Raw genomic sequence first — 17953 nt, 5'->3', positions numbered from 1 at the left:
GATGAGTGACATTCTGGTCGTCGATGACGAGCGCGATATTCGCGAGCTAATCTGTGACATCCTCGAAGATGAGGGTTTCACGACGCGCATGGCGGGGTCGTCCGACGAATGCATGGCTGAGCTAAACAAGAGCCAGCCGGGGCTGATGATCCTCGACATCTGGCTCAAGGACAGTTCGATGGACGGGATCGACATTCTGGGCCATGTGAAGCGCGACAACCCTGAAGTGCCGGTAGTCATCATCTCGGGCCATGGCAATGTTGAGATCGCGGTCGCCGCGATCAAACAGGGGGCGTATGATTTCATCGAGAAGCCATTCAACATCGACCAGCTGATGGTGGTGATCAAACGGGCGATGGAAACAAGCCGGTTGCGGCGAGAGAATTCGGCACTTCGGCGTCAGGATAGCCGTTCGATGGACATGGTTGGGTCGTCTTCGGCGTTCCGCACGTTGAAAAGCCAGCTTGATAAGGTCACAAAATCCAATGGCCGAGTGATGCTGACGGGCGGGCCGGGCGCGGGCAAGGAAGTGGCGGCACGGTATATCCATGCGGAGTCGAACCGCGCTGATGCGCCGTTCGTGACCGTCTCCAGCGCGTCTATCCAGCCCGATCACATGGAAGAGGTTTTGTTCGGCCGCGAAAGCCAGCAGCGCGGGGTAGAGCAGGGCTTGCTCGAGCAGGCGCATGGTGGGGTGATCTATTTCGACGAGGTTGCCGACATGCCGCTGGAGACGCAGGCGAAGATCTTGCGGGTTCTGGTGGACCAAAGTTTCACGCGAGTGGGCGGCACGACGAAGGTGCGCGTCGACCTTCGGGTTGTGTCGTCAACCACCCGGGATTTGCAGGCCGAAATCGACGCCGGGCGGTTTCGGGAGGAGCTTTATCACCGCATGAATGTGGTGCCAGTCGAGGTGCCGAACCTTGAGGACCGGCGCGAGGATATTCCGGAACTGGCGCGGTATTTTATTGAGCTTTTCAACCGCGAACAGGGTCTGACGGCGCGCGATCTGGGGGAGGATGCGGCAGCGATGCTGCAAACGATGGCTTGGCCGGGCAATGTGCGGCAGTTGAAGAACATGATCGAACGGGTGTTGATACTTGGCGAAGGCTCCGGCCCGATCGAGGCGCGGGACCTGCCTGGACAGACGGAGGCGCCGACTTCGGAGGAGGACATCGCGCTGTCGGCGTCTTTAACGACGTTGCCATTGCGAGAGGCACGGGAACTGTTCGAGCGGCAGTATCTGATGGCTCAAATCAACCGGTTTGGCGGCAATATCAGCCGCACGGCGAGCTTTGTGGGAATGGAGCGATCGGCGCTGCATCGGAAGTTGAAATCGCTTGGCGTTGTCACGACCTCGAAGGCCGGGACTCGAGTGGCGCAGGTGAGCGAAGGGTAGGCTATTGCAAGGTTGCTCTCGCGTGATCAGGATTAAGGTCGTCGCGTAAGTTTCTGAAAAATAACAGTCGGCCTATCAAATCATTTCTATAATTGTAGAAATGTATTGAGCCTAGGCTGCCCTCATCGAGCGGGGTTCACGATCAACGGTTCGGCCCCTCGTTGCCGTATCAGGCAAGTGCCGCCGTTCAGCGTCGGGATCGTGGTGGATTGGATGACGGCAGTGCCTTCTTCGCAAAACGGCAATTCCACGCGCGAAAAGCCCGCAGACCCCATACAGCCCTGCGTGGCAGTCCGGCGGAAATCGGCATTTACATCGACCGTATAGGCCTCGCCGGGTTCCCAATAGCCCTCGGTTCGCGTGCAAACACCCGCCGCATCACAGGTCTCGGTCGCTGGCACAAATGTGGGCGGGCGAAAGCGGGTTTCATTGCGGATTGGGTATTGGCTCAATGATTGCGACTGACACTGGGCAAAAGTGGCATCCCGACTTGCCACTGACACGCCGGGCGCGTGGTAGACGGTGTCGGACACGCAGGCGGTGAGGGCGAGCACCGGAAGTGTGCCAAGAAGGAATCGGTGCATCATAGAAAGCTCCACTAGATCAATGCCCATGCGGTAGGGGGCAATGCCGTGTCACTCAATAACAAGCGATCTGTCGGGTTTGCGGATGCATGAAAAGTCGAGCACTAACTTGGGCAAGGCGCCTCAATAGCTGCCTAGCGCCAGAGACCGGGCTAGTTCGACCCGGCGGATCCGATCAGCGGCCTGACGAATTGAATTCCGCCGCCACTCGTGGATGGCGCAATCTGCCTTAACAGTGTTTGGCGATGCGTCGGATTGGCGAACCGGAGAACCCCGCGCTCATTGATTGCGGCAAAGGTAACGGGATTGTCGGCCTCAACCTCGCTCTGCGCCAGCTGGTTGGCAACTGCTGCCATGGAGAAGAGGGAGGCGATGCCAAATGCAAGGTCCTGCCCAAGCGCTTCGCCGCCGCCATCCTCAAGCATTGCGGAAAGTGCGTTCATGCGCACGGCAACCTCTTCGAGCTCTAGCACGAGCGGATCGTCTGAACCGGAGGCTACGGCATTGCTCCGAGCCTCAATGAGGGCGGCTTCATGCCTTTGTTGGTAGTCTTCGGCAAAAATCTCGGCCGGGGTCGCATCCGGGTCGGCGCGCAGAACGGCCGCGATGGTCGCAAGCTGTTCCGGCGTATAGACCTCGAGCGCGGTATCGACACTTCTTTGTTCAAGAAATTCTACATATCGCGCGACGATTTCTTCGGGGATCAACGCCCTGAACCGGTCGCGATCCGCAATTTCGATCCCGTTTCCGGCGATCGGCGCGAAATACGCATCAACAAGTGCATCTCCAAGGGTTTGTTGGACAGTTTCCAGCCAATCCGGGGTCTGCGCGCGCTGTGCAATGAGGATCGCGTCGGCTTGCGGGTTCGCGAGGGCCACTTGTCCGCTGAATAAGACCAGGGCTGATACGAATACTCTGGCCGACTTACGCATGAAAACTGTCCTTGATCGTAACTGTTCGTTGAGGCTGTCGCGTGATGGAGACCCTGATTTCATTATTTTTAGACCATTTTGTGGCGCGCTGACCGGTGTCGGAGTTCTTGTGGACCCGTTGACGCCCGGCCCCCAACCTGCCAATCCTGCGCAACCTTTTGGAGCTTAAAGGCGGACCTCGGACATGAAGGTCATCATTTGTGGCGCAGGCCAGGTTGGCTGGCAGATTGCGCGCCATCTGTCTTCGGAAAACAACGATGTAACGGTGGTTGATAACAACCCCGATCTTGTGCGCCGTGCGACCGATACGCTGGACGTGCAGGGCCTGACAGGCTTTGCCAGCCACCCGGATGTGCTGGACCGAGCGGGCGCGCGAGATGCCGATATGGTGATTGCCGCCACGTTCTCGGACGAGGTGAACATGGTCACCTGTCAGGTCGCTCATTCGGTGTTTGCCGTGCCCCGCAAGATCGCGCGGTTGCGGTCGCAGAGCTATTTGCAGGCCAGCTATTCGGACCTCTACCGTCGGGACCACCTGCCCATCGACGTCGTGATCTCACCCGAGATGGAGGTGGCGGAGGCTGTTTTGAACCGGATCGCATCGCCCACGACCTTTGATACGGAAAGCTTCCTCGGCGGGGATGCCAAGTTGCTGGGGATCGCGCTGGATGAAGAATGCCCGGTGCTTGATACGCCGTTGCGGCAACTCTCAGAGCTGTTTTCGACCCTGCGGGCCATTGTCGTCGGCGTGCGGCGGGATGGCGCGTTGTTCGCGCCGGAGCCTGGCGATCAGCTGTTCGCGCATGACCAGATCTATGTCTTCACCCATGCCGAAGATGTCGCGCGAACGCTGGATATTTTCGGCAAGACGCGGGCGGCGGCGGAGCGTGTTCTGATTGTGGGCGGTGGCAATGTGGGCCTGACAGTGGCCCGGAAGCTTGAGCTGTCTGAGACCCGAATGCGCACCCGTGTGATTGAGGCGAACCGTGCGCGCGCCGAGGTGGCAGCCGATGCGCTGGAGCGGACGATTGTGCTGCATGGTGACGGGCTCGATATGGACCTGTTGCGCGAGGCGGGGGTGGAACGGGCCGATGTGATGTTGTGCCTGACGGACGATGACAAGACGAACATGCTGGCCTCCGTCCGGGCGAAGTCGGCGGGAGCTGGCATGGCGATTAGTCTGGTGAACGATCCCACTCTGGTGCCGTTGATGGACCCGTTGGGGATCGACGCCTATGTCAGCCCGCGGGCAACGACGGTGAGTTCGATCTTGCGCCATATCCGGCATGGTCGGGTACGCGGGGTCTATTCCATCGGGGATGCGGAGGCCGAGATCATCGAGGCGCAGGTTCTGTCGACTTCACCCATTTCCGGCAAGGCGATCCGCGACATCGACTTTCCGGAAGGGGCGTTGGTTGGCGCCGTGCAGCGGGGCGGCAAGGTGTTCCGCCCGGTCGGCACGACGCGGATCGAGGATGGCGACGCCATCGTGATTTTCGCGCTGACGGCGGATGTGCCAGCGGTTGAGGCTTTGCTGCAAGTCTCCATCGATTTCTTCTGAGCCGGTATGGCCGTCTATTTCCGCAACCTGCCTTTCTTTACGGTGCTGTTGTTCGCATCCGGCGTGGCGATGTTGCTGCCGGCTGTGGTGGGCACCTATCTGGGCTTTTACGCGACGGCGCGCGATTTCTTCTACGTGGGCGCGATGGTGATCATGGCGGCGTTTCTGATTGGCTTTGCCAGCCAGACCCCGCGCCGCCCACCGTCCGAGCGCAGCCATTTGGCGACGGTCTTCCTGGCTTATCTGTGGATGCCCGTGGTGTTGGCCTGGCCGATGGATCAGGCAGTTGGGAATACTCGGTTCATCAATGTCTATCTCGACATGGCCTCGGCCCTGACAACCACGGGTGCGGAGGTGTTTGAGCCGATGCGGCTGGATCCTGTCGTGCATCTATGGCGGGGCCTTGTGGGCTGGATGGGCGGATTGCTGATCTGGATCACGGCGTTTGCCGTTCTCGCGCCGCTGAACCTTGGCGGGTATGAGGTGACGTCCGAGGCGAATATCCAAGGCCAGGTGGTTAAGGCGCGGGGGCAAATGCGGGCGGCCAATGCGTCCGAGCGGCTGCGCAAACATGCGATGCGGCTGACACCGATCTATCTCGGGCTGACGGCGGTGCTGGCCTTTGCCATGATCGCCGTGGGGGAAGAGCCACTGGTTGCGTCGATCCACGCCATGTCGACTTTGGCCACATCAGGCATCAGCCCGGTGGGCGGGATTGACGGGCGACCGACAGGTGTGATGGGCGAGGCATTGATCCTGATCTTCTTCGTCTTCGCCCTGTCGCGGCGAACTTATGCCAGCGGGATTGGGCGCGAATTGCGTGAGAGGCTGACCAAAGACCGCGAGATCCGGCTGGCGCTGTTTGCCGGTGTTGTTTTGCCGACCCTGCTGTTTGCGCGACATTGGCTCGGTGCGCTGGAGGTGGATGAGCTGGCCGATGGACGCGCAGCGCTGGAGGCGCTTTGGGGGTCGGTGTTCACAGTGGTGTCGTTTCTGACCACAACAGGCTTCGTCTCGGACAGTTGGGGTGCTGCGCGGGATTGGTCGGGTCTGCAATCGCCGGGGTTGCTGCTCGTGGGCCTTGTCCTGATGGGCGGCGGTGTGGCGACCACAGCAGGCGGTGTGAAGCTGTTGCGGGTCTATGCGCTCTACAAGCATGGGGTGCGGGAGATCGGGAAACTGGTCTATCCGAACTCCGTGGCCGGGGCAGGGCGGCTGGGGCGTCGCATCCGACGGGAGGGCGCGTATATCGCCTGGGTCGTTTTCATGCTGTTTATCCTGTCGATGGCGGCCGTGATGATCGCCTTGGCGCTGACTGGGCTCTCATTTGAAGAGGCGATGATCCTGTCGATTGCCTCACTCACCACGACCGGGCCGTTGGCGATCGTTGCCGGGGAAACGCCGGTCTCCTTTTTTGCTCTTTCGGATGCGGCCAAGCTGATTTGTGCCGCCGCGATGATCGTGGGTCGGATCGAAACGCTGGTTCTGATCGCGCTGTTCAACCCGTCGTTCTGGCGGGATTAGGCCCCGACACGCTCAACCTATTGAACGGGGGTGGAAATTCCCTTCGAAGGGCGACATAGTGTCCGGACGCGGGAGTGCGGCCGGGATCAACCTGGCCCAAAAAAACCAACGGGGCGTGATAGTTAATGGCCGAAAATAAGCAAAACTTGCAGGACGCATTTCTGAATCACGTCCGCAAGACGAAGGTTCCTGTAACCATTTTCCTGATCAACGGTGTGAAGCTTCAAGGCGTCATCACGTGGTTTGACAACTTCTGTGTGTTGCTCAGACGCGACGGACAAAGCCAGTTGGTCTACAAGCACGCGATTTCGACCGTGATGCCGGCTCAGCCCATCAACCTCTACGACGGGGAAGAGTGAGCGCAGCCATCGGCGCCACTGACGAGACAGGTACCGCATTGGGCAAGGGCCCTATGCGGGCTTTGGTGTTGCACCCTGACATTCAGTCTGATCGCAATCGGCGCGACGCCGGTCCGGCGCTAGAAGAGGCTGTGGCGCTTGCCGCCGCTTTGCCCGATCTTGAGGTCGTGGAAGCACAAGTGGTGCGCCTGCCTCGGGCGCAGCCAGGTCTTCTGTTCGGGTCCGGCAAGATCGAGGAATTGCACGATCTGATGGAGGCGATGGATATTGGCCTTGTCCTGATTGACGGGCCGGTCACGCCTGTACAGCAACGCAACCTTGAGAAGGAATGGGGCTGCAAACTGCTCGACCGGACAGGGTTGATCCTCGAGATCTTTGCCGACCGGGCTGCGACGCGCGAGGGCGTGCTGCAGGTGGAGTTAGCGGCACTGAGCTATCAGCGCACGCGGCTGGTACGGGCCTGGACCCACCTTGAACGGCAGCGGGGCGGTTTGGGCTTTGTGGGCGGCCCCGGTGAGACGCAGATCGAAGCGGACAGGCGGGCGATTGATGAGGCCGTCACGCGTATCCGGCGACAGCTTCAGAAGGTGGTCAAGACGCGGTCCCTGCACCGCGCGGCCCGCAAGAAGGTGCCATATCCGATTGTGGCGCTTGTCGGCTATACGAATGCGGGGAAGTCGACGCTGTTCAACCGACTGACCGGGGCGGAAGTGATGGCGAAGGACATGCTCTTTGCCACGCTTGATCCCACCATGCGGGCGGTGAAGTTGCCCGATGGGACAGAGGTGATCCTGTCGGACACGGTGGGGTTCATCAGTGATCTACCTACGCAATTGGTCGCTGCGTTCCGCGCCACGTTGGAAGAGGTTCTGGATGCGGACCTGATCGTGCATGTCCGCGACATCTCCCACCCTGAAACGATCGAGCAGGCCGAAGATGTTATGGCCATCTTGAGTGACTTGGGTGTCAGTGAGAGCGCCGCACAGATCGAAGTTTGGAATAAGCTGGACCGCCTGGATGCGTCGGCACGCGAAGCACGCTCAACCGAAGCCGAGCGACGGCCTGATGTGTTCGCCACATCGGCGTTGACGGGTGAAGGCATGGGGCCAATGCTGGCCGCCGTGGCCGAGGCCCTCTCGCCGCCCCGTCATGAGACGGAGCTGACATTGCCCCATACGGAAGGTCGCAAGCGCGCCTGGTTGTTTGAGCAAGGTGTGGTTGAGACGGAAGCATCGGGGGACGATGAAACGGTTCTGAACGTGCGCTGGACCGCGCGGCAGGAAAAGGCCTTTCGCTCGCTTTAACCTCTCTATGAAGATCGACGGTTTGGAAACCTGCCCTTAACTCACGCTGTGCGATGGTTTTCGGCGAGTGGCTTTCAAAAGGATGTCTCATGGTCGATTTGCACCTTCCCGAATTGTTCGGCGCGCCGGTTGGACTGACGCCAGCACGCGAATCCGAGGATGTCGTGCAGGAGGCGTTGCGTGGTGTGCGCACGCATCTGGGCATGGAAATCGCCTATTTGTCCGAGTTTGTAGGGGATCAGACCGTGTTTCGGGCCGTCGATGCGCCAGGGCTTGAGGACATGATCAAGCCCGGCGATGCACAGCCTTTGTCGGAAGTGTATTGTCAGCACATTCTGGACGGGCGCTTGCCCGAGTTGATCCCGGACACGTCGGCCAACCCATTTGCCTACGGCTTGCCTATAACGGCAAGAGTTCCGATTGGCGCCCATGTGAGCGTTCCGATCCAGCGTAGGGATGGGTCGGTGTACGGGATGTTTTGCTGTTTGTCGCCGAAGCCCAACCCGGGCCTGAATGAGCGCGATCTCAACATCATGAAGATGTTTGCCCGCCTGGCCCAGGCTGAGGTGCAGGATGGGATGGAGGCGCGCCGCATGGCGGAAGAGGCCGAGGCGCGCGTTCGAACTGTCATGTCCAACGAGCATTTCAGGATGGTGTTTCAGCCAATCTGTGACCTGACCACAAATACGGTTTCGGGGTTTGAGGCCCTTTGCCGGTTTGAGGCTGATCCGGTTCGCAGCCCGGATATGTGGTTTGATGAGGCCGCCAATATCGGCCTTGGCGAAGAGCTGGAGCTCTGCGTGTTGGAGGCCACTGTTGGCGTCCTGCCGATTATCCCGGAGCCTTTGTATCTATCCGTCAATGCAGGCCCTGAATTGGTGGCCACGGGTCGCCTGAAGGACTTGTTCGCGGACCACGGGCCTGAGCGGATCGTCCTTGAGGTCACCGAACATGCCGCCGTCCGTGACGCGGCGCAGCTGGCACGAGCCTTGGCCGATCTGCGGACCATCGGCGTCCGCATCGCAGTCGATGATGCGGGGGCGGGGTATTCGGGGTTGCAACAGATCGCGCGGTTGAAACCAGAATTGATCAAGTTGGACCGGACGCTCGTGTCGGGGATCGACACGGATCAGGCCTTGCGCGCGCTTTGTGCGGCTGTGATGCATTACACCAAGGAAACCGGCGCGTTGCTGGTTGCGGAGGGCATAGAGACCGAGGCAGAGGCCGAGACATTACGGGAATTGGGTGTCCATCGCGGGCAGGGGTGGTTGCTTGGAAAGCCACTGCCGCTTGACGAAGCGCTGGCCACCGCCCGGACGCTAGGCCCTAGTGCGGCGGGCGCAGCCGCGTAATTCCAAGATTTCCGGCGCGGGCGAGGTCAGGATCAAGCGTCATCGGGACATATTCGCCCCGTCGCCAAAGATCGCCCAGATCATCGTAGTGGCGGCTTAACGGGTGGCCAGACTGGCCCGTTGCGATGATGAAGACCGAACTGTCGGGATCAGCGAAGTCGTAAACCCCACGATAGCCGGCCGCATGGGTGTTCAGGTAAGGCTCTGGGCCTGTTCCCGGGGTGGCTGCGCGGTTGAGGGTGAAGTCGCCGCCCGACGTGGCCTGGCGGATGTTCACGATCCAGGAAAAGAGGCGGGTTTGCCCAAGGACAGGATGTTCGTGCAACGCCTCATGCGCCGCGCCCCAGCGCCAGCTGGCGATATCGCCGCCGTACGTTTCGGAAAGCTCCTGCAACGCCTCATCAAGCGCGATGCGCGCGATGTCTGTGCAAGTTTCCTCGGCCGTGGACGGACGCACGTCGCACCAGATCGATGCCCCGTCGATATCGCGGAAGACCCGCTCGAGGAACACCGGCTCCACTTGCCAGAATTCCTCAGCAAGGGGGCCGATATCGTCGCGGATCAGGCGCTGTTGCAGATGCCGCATCCAGGACGCGAAGATCAACGGCTCAGGCAGATGCTCGTTCATCTCACCATTCCAGTCGGCGAGCAGCTCCAAGGCGCGTTGGCGGCGGCGTTCGGGCGTGCCGGGGGCGGCGGGCTCCCCGGTAAACCAAAGGTCGCGCGCGATGAGCGGCAACAGGTTTCGCGCGGCGGGTGAGACGGTATCAAGCTGCGCCTCGATGAAACTGTCGCGGGTATGGACGGCGCGGGCCTCCATCAACCGGCTCAGACGGTCGATGCGCTGCGTGTCACCCCAATGGTAGGAGACATGCAGCGGGAATTCGCGGTCGACCATCTTGTTGTTGGTGTTGCCCAGAACACCGCTTTCGGGGTCCACGAAGGTGGGATTGGCGAAATACTGGGTGATGCCTTGCCAACGGTTGCCCTCGATCCAGCCGCGCGACGGCATGCGCGCCTCCGTCTCATGTTCGATCAGACGCCAGGGCATATGGCCGATGACCTGCATGCCGATCTGCCCGTCAGCTGACGCGACAAGCAGATTGGCCGCGGGTGCAACGAAATCTTCGCCGGTGGTCAAAGCTTCCTCGACAGTACGGGCGCGCATAAGACGCAGGCCGGTTTGGATGGAGGTGAATTCATCGCTGAGCCCGGTCCAGCGGATCGACATCACATGACCTGCCGGTGTCACGCTGCTCAGTCCCCAATGCGCGCCGGGGATGACGGGGCCATTCTCGGTCTCGCGCAGGGTTATCGTAACGGGAGCCTCGCCGGCGATCTGGATGATCTCTCGGCGTGTTTCAAAATCCGCCCAACCGTCGGGTGTGCGATATTGCTGCGGATTATCCGGGTTCAGCTCTTCGACATAGAGGTCGATATCATCAAGGTAGGCGGCGGTGATGCCCCAACTGATCTGCTCGGATCGACCGTTGAGGATGCTCGGCATCCCGGGGATGGTGGCCCCGATGACGCCACCCGTGGCAAGCTCCAGCCGGGCGAGGTACCATGAAGATGGCGCACTCAGCGTGACGTGCGGGTCGGAGGCCATCAAAGCTCCGCCGGCCGCGGAACGCGACGGGGCTGCGGCCCAGACATTCGATGCGCCGCCACGGTTCAAACCCTGCGCATTGGGATGCAATGGATCACGCGGCCTGGTGGGTCCTGCATCGGCAAACAGGCTGCGGGGGATGTCCAGAATGGCTGCGATGTCGCCCAGTTCTGCGGCACCTGTGCCCGGCGCATCCGGCATGATGTCCACGATGCGCCCCGGTTCAGGCAAGGCCAGCGACGTGCGGGCGCGCAGGATTTCGTGTTCGTGATGCGTGGCGGATTCGAGCGCCACAAGCAGCGAAATGGCGACGGAGTCGTTCGGGCGCCATGGTGCGATTTCAGGCTCGAACAGGAATAATTCCGGTGCCCCGCGCCCAAGCGCCTCCGACCCGACAAGGCGCAGCCAAGCGTTTACGCCGTCGGCATAGGCTTGCAACGCGCCAAGGCTGTCGTCGGAAAAGGCATCGAGTGAGCGAGTGGCATGACCATCCAAATCCAACCGCCGCATCAGATCATCGACTTCCAGCGTTCGGGGCCCGAACAGTTCCGATAGCCGCCCCTGCGCCGTGCGTCGCAGCATCAGCATTTGCCATAGCCTGTCTTGGGCATGCACAAAGCCAAGTCCGTAATGCACATCGTGGTCGGTCAAAGCAAAGATATGGGGAACGGCGGCGGTGTTTCGGACGATCTCAACCTCACCGTCAAGACCGGGAACCGTCCATTCGGCCTCGTAATCAGGGATGGAGCGCCCGGCGATCCAATAGGCCAGCATGGCGACGAGGACGACCAAAACGATACCGGCGGCCACAAGCCGCGTCAGCCATCGCAACAGGGTCATCATTCGCGGGCGGTCCTTAGCCAGGGTTCACTGCATCGCCCGCGTCTAGCGCGCGACAGCGTCTTGGGCAATGGCGGCAAACACATCATCGAGTTCGGACGCCACGTCCGCCGCGGTCTCATAAGGCGAAAGAAGGGTGGAGGGGGCGATATAAGACAGGGTGGCCGTGCCGTCCGCGTTTTCGGTGACGTAGAAGCGGATGGGGGCGTGAATCATCGCCTCGGTCGATTGCCGCAAAAGACGGACAGCGAAATGGTTGTTGAACGCGCCGATCACGCGATTGCCAGGAATCTCGATGCCCCGGCGCGCGGCAGCCCCGGTTGGCCCGGCTTGCGTGACGACTGCCAGACCATGCGCGCCGATCGCGTCCCTTGTTCTTTGCACTAGCGTGTTAAAGTCGTGGTCAGTGGCATGCACTTCCCAACCGGGCAAGGGGCTAAGGTCGGCAACGTCTTCCTGGGCCGTGGCGGGAAGAGCGAACAGGATCAGGGCAAAGAGCAAGCGCAGCATGGGACCTCCGGTAAAGATGGCGAGAGGATGGCGCGGCCCGGGGACTGCATCCAGTCACGCTTGCGCGAGCAAGATCAGGGAATGATGCGGGTGTAGCGCGTACCGTCGAGCGTCGCGCCAATGATTAGGCCGGCTTGGCCGTAGATCACGGCAATGACGGGTTCCGCCAATGTGGCGGTGTCAAACCCAAGAGTGCCCGCGTTTGTGTTGACCGCATAGCGCACGTCTGCACCGACAGACCAACCGACGGAATTGCGGAATTCAGCCAGCGCGTCGGGGTTCATGAAAAACAGGGTGTGGGCATATTGCTGTGCGCCGATCTGAAGGCCAAAGCTGCCGGAGACAGCGGAATAGTAATCGACCGTGGCCCCGCCGACGCGCAGCGCGCCGCGACCGTAAGCCCCGCCAAAGCCGAAGCCTGCTTCGGTGATCAGCGGCATGACGAGCATACCGGATGCGTTGTTCACAAGGTCCTGTGTTCCGGGAACCTCGGCCACCATGAAATCAATCGCCGCATCGACGCGACTGTCGATGCGCGGTGCGTTTGAATTGCCAAGCGGGTTGCCGCACGCTGCCAAAAGCGGTGCTGCGCCTGCGCCAAGAAGAAGGGAACGTCTGGAAAGACCATCTGCCATGGGAAATACCTTGCCTAATTGCCTCTTGCCGGGGCTTGTGTAGCCTCGATCCTTAGTGGCAAGAATACGCCGAAATGGCGGGGCTGTCATCCGTGAAGGCGCTATATCTGCGGGTTTTTGCCGATGCCGCGCCCAATTCTTGGGTCTAACCGTTGAGGATGCGCGCCACACGCGGCGCGAAATAGGTCAGCACCCCGTCGCATCCTGCACGGCGGAAGGCCATGAGGCTTTCCAGCATGACCTTCTCGCCATCGATCCAGCCATTGGCGGCCGCAGCCTCAACCATCGCGTATTCGCCGCTGACCTGATAGGCGAAGGTCGGTGCGCCAAAGCGGTCTTTCACCTGCCGGCACATGTCGAGGTAGGGCAGGCCAGGCTTGACCATGACCATGTCCGCACCTTCGCGAAGGTCACGCTCCACACAGCGCAGCGCCTCGCGTCCGTTCAAAGGGTCAATCTGGTAGGTTTTCTTATCGCCTTTCAGCGCACCGGACGCACCGACGGCATCCCGGAACGGGCCGTAATAGGCGGATGCGAATTTGGCGGCGTAAGACATGAGGGTCACATTGCTATGGCCGTTCTCCTCAAGCGCTGTACGGATAGCGCCGATGCGCCCGTCCATCATGTCGGACGGTCCTAGGATATCTGCACCGGCCTCCGCCTGCGCCAGCCCCATCTTCACGAGCGCCTCGACCGTTTCGTCGTTCACGATGATGCCGTCGCGCACGATGCCGTCATGGCCGTTGGCGTTGTAAGGGTCGAGCGCGATGTCGGTCATGATCGCAATATCGACGCCTGCTTCCCGGATCGCGCGGATCGCGCGGTTGGAGAGGTTGTCTGGGTTCCAGGCCTCTTCACAGAGCTCGGTTTTCAGGGATGGGTCTGTGTAGGGAAAAATGCAAATTGCAGGGATGCCAAGTGAGGCAGCTTCTCGCGCGGCGTCGACCAGCAAGTCGACCGAAAGGCGTTCGACACCGGGCATTGAGGCGACCTTTTGGCGCTCATTTGTGCCCGCGCAGACGAAGACGGGCCAGATGAGGTCATTCACGCTGAGGCTGCTTTCGCGCACGAGGTTGCGGATCGGTGCGGCGGCGCGGGTGCGCCGGAAGCGGGCCAGCGGGAAGGGGGCTTGGTTCACACTCATCTGTCAGGTCTTTCGGTCGTCACGTTCCGTTGACAGGGGTGCCATGGCAACGCTTTTGGTGCAAGCGTGCTGCCGGGGGTGGCATCCGGTGAATCGCACGCATATGGTGCGCGCGAATTGTCGGCACCCAGCAAGAGCTCCCCTTGGATTTCCTCGATCTCGTCACTCAAGTGATCAACCTCAGGTCGTTTTCGAACATGTGGTACTGGATCGTTCTGGCGATCCTGTGGTCCTCGCTGAGCCATTGGACCATCGGCGTGCCGTTCCACCTGGTCAGCCGCGCCAAGCGTGGCGATGAACGTGCCGAGGCCGACATGATGGTTTTGGCGCGCATGAACGCCGAGCGGATGCTGCAGTACGCAGAGACATCAGGCGTGGCTGCGGTGGCCTTTGCGACCTTTTTGCTAACTGGTCTCGCGATCACCGGTTGGGCCTATGGCGTGGAATTCAGTCAAGCGATTTTCCTGTTGCTGTGCCCGTCGATGCTGGTTGTTGCTCTTGGCGTGTGGACGTCGCGGCGCTTGCACGACACGGGATATGCCAAAGTGCCCGCAATGCTGCGCCAACACCGGCTGATTGTGCAGATGATGGGCGTCGTGTTCATCTTCATCACGGCGTTCTGGGGCATGTATCAGAATGTGAATGTTGGCCCGTTCGGCTGACACCTTGACACCCGCGCGAGGCGGCGTAGGTCAGGCGCTCCATGGCTGATCCCAATCATATCCTGTGCGGTGGTGCCCCTGAGGGGTTCGATGCCACTTTGGTCCTGCGCGAAGTCGCGTCAGGGCCGGTTGTGCATGTCGCGCGCGACGACAAGCGCCTGCGCGCGATGGCAGAGGCGTTGCGCTTCTTTGATCCCACGGTGCCAGTGTTGGAATTCCCCGGTTGGGATTGCCTGCCTTATGACCGCGTCAGTCCGCAGGCGGAAGTCTCGGCGCAACGGATGGCGACACTCGCCACGTTGGCTGGTGGGCTGAAGGGCCCCTTTATCTTGCTGACAACGCTGAACGCGGCCACGCAATATGTACCGCCGCGAGACCTGCTGGCCTCCTCCGCATTCGTGGCGCAGGTGGACGGTCGCATCGACGAAGAGGCGTTGCGCGGCTTCCTTGTGCGCATGGGGTACGTGCAGACCCCGACGGTGACGGAGCCGGGCGACTATGCCGTGCGCGGCGGGATCATTGACGTGTGGCCGCCCGGTGAGGACCAGCCTGTGCGTCTCGACCTGTTCGGCGATGTGCTGGATGGGGCCCGACGGTTCGATCCGGTCACACAGCGCACGTCAGAAAAACTTGAGCGTGTGGAATTGGCGCCGGTCTCCGAGGTGATCCTTGATGACGCTGCGATTGCGCGGTTCCGACAGAACTACCGGGTGGAGTTTGGGGCAGGAGGGTCGGAAGACCCGCTTTATGAAGCGGTCACCGCAGGGCGCAAAGCGCAGGGGATGGAGCATTGGCTGCCTTTCTTCCATGAGCGGTTGGAGACGCTGTTCGACTATCTGCCCGAAGCGACCGTCACACTGGACGACCAGAGCACGCCACAGCGTGTCGCGCGGTGGGAAAGCATCACGGACCAGTATGACACCCGCAAGACTGCCCTGACGCAGAAAGGGCGACTTGATACCGTGTATAAGCCTGCGCCGCCGGAACTGCTCTATTTGGCCGATGCGGCTTGGGAAAAGGCGGTGGCAGGCCACAAAGTTCTGCAATTCTCGGTCCACTCGGCTGCAAGCGGTCCGGGTGTGATTGACGCAGGCGGGCGGATCGGGCGCAGTTTTGCGCCGGAGCGACAACAAGAGAATCTGAGCCTTTTCCGAGCCTTGTCGGATCATGTTCGTGCAAAGCGTGAAGATGGGGCCGTGCTTATTGCGAGCTGGTCCGAAGGTGCACGCGAGCGGCTTGAAGGCTTGCTGGAAGATGAGGGGCTTGGCGACATCCGGCGTGTGGCGGATGCGCGGGAGATCGGCGGTGCAGGCAGCCTGAACCTGACGGTTTGGCCGCTGGAGGAAGGCTTTACCGGCAATAGCCTGACCGTAATTTCGGAACAGGATGTTCTGGGCGACCGCTTGATCCGACCCAAGCGCAAGGTGAAGCGGGCCGAGAATTACCTGACCGAGGCACAAAGTCTGAGCCCCGGAGATCTGGTGGTCCATGTGGATCATGGGGTGGGCCGCTACACCGGCCTCCAGACCGTGACAGCCGCCGGTGCGCCGCATGAATGTGTTGCGTTGGAATATGCCGGGGGCGACCGCCTGTTCCTGCCGGTCGAGAACATCGAACTGCTCAGCCGCTACGGCCATGATGAAGGTCTGCTTGATAAGCTGGGTGGCGGGGCATGGCAGGCGAAGAAGGCGAAGCTTAAGGAACGCATTCGCCAGATTGCCGATAAGCTGATCCGGATCGCCGCCGAACGCGAGCTGCGCAGCGCGCCCGTTTACGAGCCACCCGGCGACATGTGGGAGGCGTTCAATGCCCGCTTTCCCTATGAGGAGACGGACGATCAGCTTACGGCTATTGCCGATGTGTTGGACGATCTGACCCTTGGGCGCCCGATGGACCGGCTGGTCGTTGGCGATGTGGGCTTTGGCAAGACCGAGGTGGCGATGCGGGCCGCGTTCGTTGCGGCGGCGTCGGGGATGCAGGTCGCCGTGATTGCACCGACGACTCTGCTGGCCCGCCAGCACGCGAAAACCTTCGCGGACCGTTTCCGGGGCTTCCCGGTCACGGTGCGGCAGCTTTCGCGCTTTGTCGGCACGAAGGAGGCGGCGGATACGCGAAAGGGTCTCGCCGATGGCTCCGTCGATATCGTGATCGGCACACATGCCGTGCTGGCCAAGCAAGTAAAGATCAAGAACCTCGGCCTGCTGATCATCGACGAGGAACAGCGCTTCGGCGTGACGCATAAGGAACGCCTGAAAGAGATGCGTTCTGACGTGCATGTCCTGACGCTGTCAGCAACGCCAATTCCGCGCACGTTGCAGATGTCATTGTCTGGCGTGCGGGACCTCAGCCTGATCGGTACGCCTCCGGTGGATCGTCTGGCGATCCGCACTTATGTCAGCGAGTTCGATGCGGTCACCATCCGCGAAGCCCTGCTACGCGAGCATTATCGGGGCGGGCAATCCTTCTACGTGGTGCCGCGGATACAGGACTTGCCCGAGATCGAGGAATTCCTGCGTGACCATGTGCCGGAAGTGACGTTCATCACCGCCCACGGACAGATGGCGGCAGGCGAATTGGACGACCGGATGGTGGCCTTCTACGACGGAAAATACGATGTGTTACTGGCCACCACGATTGTGGAATCGGGCATCGATATTCCAACGGCGAACACGATGGTCATTCACCGCGCGGACATGTTCGGCCTGGCGCAGCTATACCAGATCCGGGGCCGGGTGGGCCGTTCAAAAACAAGGGCTTATGCCTATCTGACGACCAAACCACGGGGCAAGCTGACGCCCACGGCGGAGAAACGGTTGCGGGTGTTGGGCAGCCTCGACAGCCTTGGGGCGGGCTTTACGATTGCGAGCCAAGACCTCGACATTCGGGGCGCTGGCAACATCGTGGGCGAAGAGCAATCGGGCCATGTGAAGGAAGTTGGCTTTGAGCTTTACCAATCCATGTTGGAGGAGGCGATTGCCAAGATCCGCTCAGGCGAGGCGGAGGGGATCGTTGCCGATGATGGCCAATGGTCACCGCAGATCAACCTCGGCGTACCGGTTTTGATCCCCGAGGCATATGTGCCCGATCTCGATGTGCGCTTGGGGTTGTATCGGCGGCTTTCGCAGCTTGAAACGAAGGTCGACCTGGAAGGCTTTGCCGCCGAATTGATCGACCGCTTCGGAACGCTGCCGAAAGAAGTGAATACGCTTCTGCTGGTCGTGCGCATCAAGGCGATGTGCAAACGCGCCCATATCGCCAAGCTGGACGCCGGGCCGAAGGGGGCGACGATCCAGTTCCACAACGACAAGTTTCCAAGCCCCGCCGGATTGGTGGAGTTTGTGCAGGACCAGAAGGGTCTGGCGAAGGTCAAAGACAACAAGATCGTCGTGCGCCGCGATTGGAAGAAAGACAGCGACAAGATCAAAGGTGCCTTTGCGATTGCCCGCGATCTGGCGATGCATGCCGAGGGCAAGGCTCCTGCAAAGGCGTCGCATTGATGCCGGTGGCCTTTTCGGGGTAAGTGACCCCAAAGCGCGAA

At 61.0% G+C, this 17953-nt stretch carries 14 protein-coding genes; 8 read left to right on the top strand and 6 right to left on the bottom strand.

All coding sequences use genetic code 11. The features are described from left to right. The first annotated feature begins 1 nt into the window (after position 1). Positions 2 to 1399 carry a nitrogen assimilation response regulator NtrX gene (ntrX, locus tag V8J81_RS07190; RefSeq protein WP_368475065.1) on the top strand — a complete coding sequence of 466 codons (1398 nt, stop codon included), beginning with the start codon at positions 2 to 4 and terminating at the stop codon, positions 1397 to 1399. Between the two features lie 122 nt (positions 1400 to 1521). On the opposite strand, the gene V8J81_RS07185 is transcribed toward ntrX, so the two are convergent. Together V8J81_RS07185 and V8J81_RS07180 are read right to left on the bottom strand one after the other, a co-directional pair. Continuing rightward, positions 1522 to 1986: a hypothetical protein gene (locus tag V8J81_RS07185; RefSeq protein ID WP_368475064.1), complete on the bottom strand. Its 465-nt coding sequence runs from the start codon at positions 1984 to 1986 to the stop codon at positions 1522 to 1524. Between the two features lie 149 nt (positions 1987 to 2135). Continuing rightward, complete coding sequence (locus V8J81_RS07180; RefSeq protein WP_368475063.1) at positions 2136 to 2915, bottom strand: hypothetical protein; 780 nt, start codon at positions 2913 to 2915, stop codon at positions 2136 to 2138. A gap of 184 nt (positions 2916 to 3099) precedes the next feature. Here V8J81_RS07180 and trkA point away from each other — a divergent pair, with 184 nt between their 5' ends. The 5 genes from trkA (at position 3100) to V8J81_RS07155 (ending at position 9015) form a co-directional block, all read left to right on the top strand. Continuing rightward, positions 3100 to 4476 carry a Trk system potassium transporter TrkA gene (gene trkA / locus V8J81_RS07175; protein WP_368475062.1) on the top strand — a complete coding sequence of 459 codons (1377 nt, stop codon included), beginning with the start codon at positions 3100 to 3102 and terminating at the stop codon, positions 4474 to 4476. 6 nt (positions 4477 to 4482) lie between these two features. Beyond that, positions 4483 to 6000, top strand: coding sequence for a TrkH family potassium uptake protein (locus V8J81_RS07170; RefSeq protein WP_368475061.1), 1518 nt, complete (start codon positions 4483 to 4485; stop codon positions 5998 to 6000). Positions 6001 to 6125: 125 nt separating this feature from the next. Beyond that, complete coding sequence (hfq, locus tag V8J81_RS07165; RefSeq protein ID WP_025312876.1) at positions 6126 to 6359, top strand: RNA chaperone Hfq; 234 nt, start codon at positions 6126 to 6128, stop codon at positions 6357 to 6359. A gap of 53 nt (positions 6360 to 6412) precedes the next feature. Next, positions 6413 to 7663 carry a GTPase HflX gene (gene hflX, locus V8J81_RS07160; protein ID WP_368477612.1) on the top strand — a complete coding sequence of 417 codons (1251 nt, stop codon included), beginning with the start codon at positions 6413 to 6415 and terminating at the stop codon, positions 7661 to 7663. Positions 7664 to 7752: 89 nt separating this feature from the next. After that, positions 7753 to 9015, top strand: coding sequence for a sensor domain-containing phosphodiesterase (locus V8J81_RS07155; RefSeq protein ID WP_368475060.1), 1263 nt, complete (start codon positions 7753 to 7755; stop codon positions 9013 to 9015). On the opposite strand, the gene V8J81_RS07150 is transcribed toward V8J81_RS07155, so the two are convergent. The 4 genes from V8J81_RS07150 to hemB form a co-directional block, all read right to left on the bottom strand. Further along, complete coding sequence (locus tag V8J81_RS07150; RefSeq protein WP_368475059.1) at positions 8990 to 11467, bottom strand: penicillin acylase family protein; 2478 nt, start codon at positions 11465 to 11467, stop codon at positions 8990 to 8992. The genes V8J81_RS07155 and V8J81_RS07150 overlap by 26 nt on opposite strands. A gap of 42 nt (positions 11468 to 11509) precedes the next feature. Further along, positions 11510 to 11974, bottom strand: coding sequence for a DUF302 domain-containing protein (locus V8J81_RS07145; RefSeq protein WP_368475058.1), 465 nt, complete (start codon positions 11972 to 11974; stop codon positions 11510 to 11512). A 74-nt stretch (positions 11975 to 12048) separates the two neighbouring features. Beyond that, on the bottom strand, positions 12049 to 12609 hold the full coding sequence (locus V8J81_RS07140) for a lipid-binding SYLF domain-containing protein (RefSeq protein ID WP_368475057.1): 561 nt from the start codon (positions 12607 to 12609) through the stop codon (positions 12049 to 12051). A gap of 145 nt (positions 12610 to 12754) precedes the next feature. Then, a complete protein-coding gene (gene hemB / locus V8J81_RS07135; RefSeq protein ID WP_368475056.1) occupies positions 12755 to 13753 on the bottom strand; it encodes a porphobilinogen synthase in 999 nt (332 codons plus the stop codon). A 143-nt stretch (positions 13754 to 13896) separates the two neighbouring features. Between hemB and V8J81_RS07130 the strand changes: the two genes are divergently transcribed. Beyond that, positions 13897 to 14415, top strand: coding sequence for a component of SufBCD complex (locus tag V8J81_RS07130; protein WP_368475055.1), 519 nt, complete (start codon positions 13897 to 13899; stop codon positions 14413 to 14415). Positions 14416 to 14456: 41 nt separating this feature from the next. Next, positions 14457 to 17912, top strand: coding sequence for a transcription-repair coupling factor (mfd, locus tag V8J81_RS07125; RefSeq protein WP_368475054.1), 3456 nt, complete (start codon positions 14457 to 14459; stop codon positions 17910 to 17912). Positions 17913 to 17953 lie beyond the last annotated feature (41 nt).

Origin of the sequence: Gymnodinialimonas sp. 202GB13-11, assembly GCF_040932485.1 — a bacterium.
In the GTDB taxonomy this organism is placed as follows: domain Bacteria; phylum Pseudomonadota; class Alphaproteobacteria; order Rhodobacterales; family Rhodobacteraceae; genus Gymnodinialimonas; species Gymnodinialimonas hymeniacidonis.
Note: the sequence above shows the minus strand (reverse complement) of the source record. Positions and strands in the feature narration are given on the sequence as shown.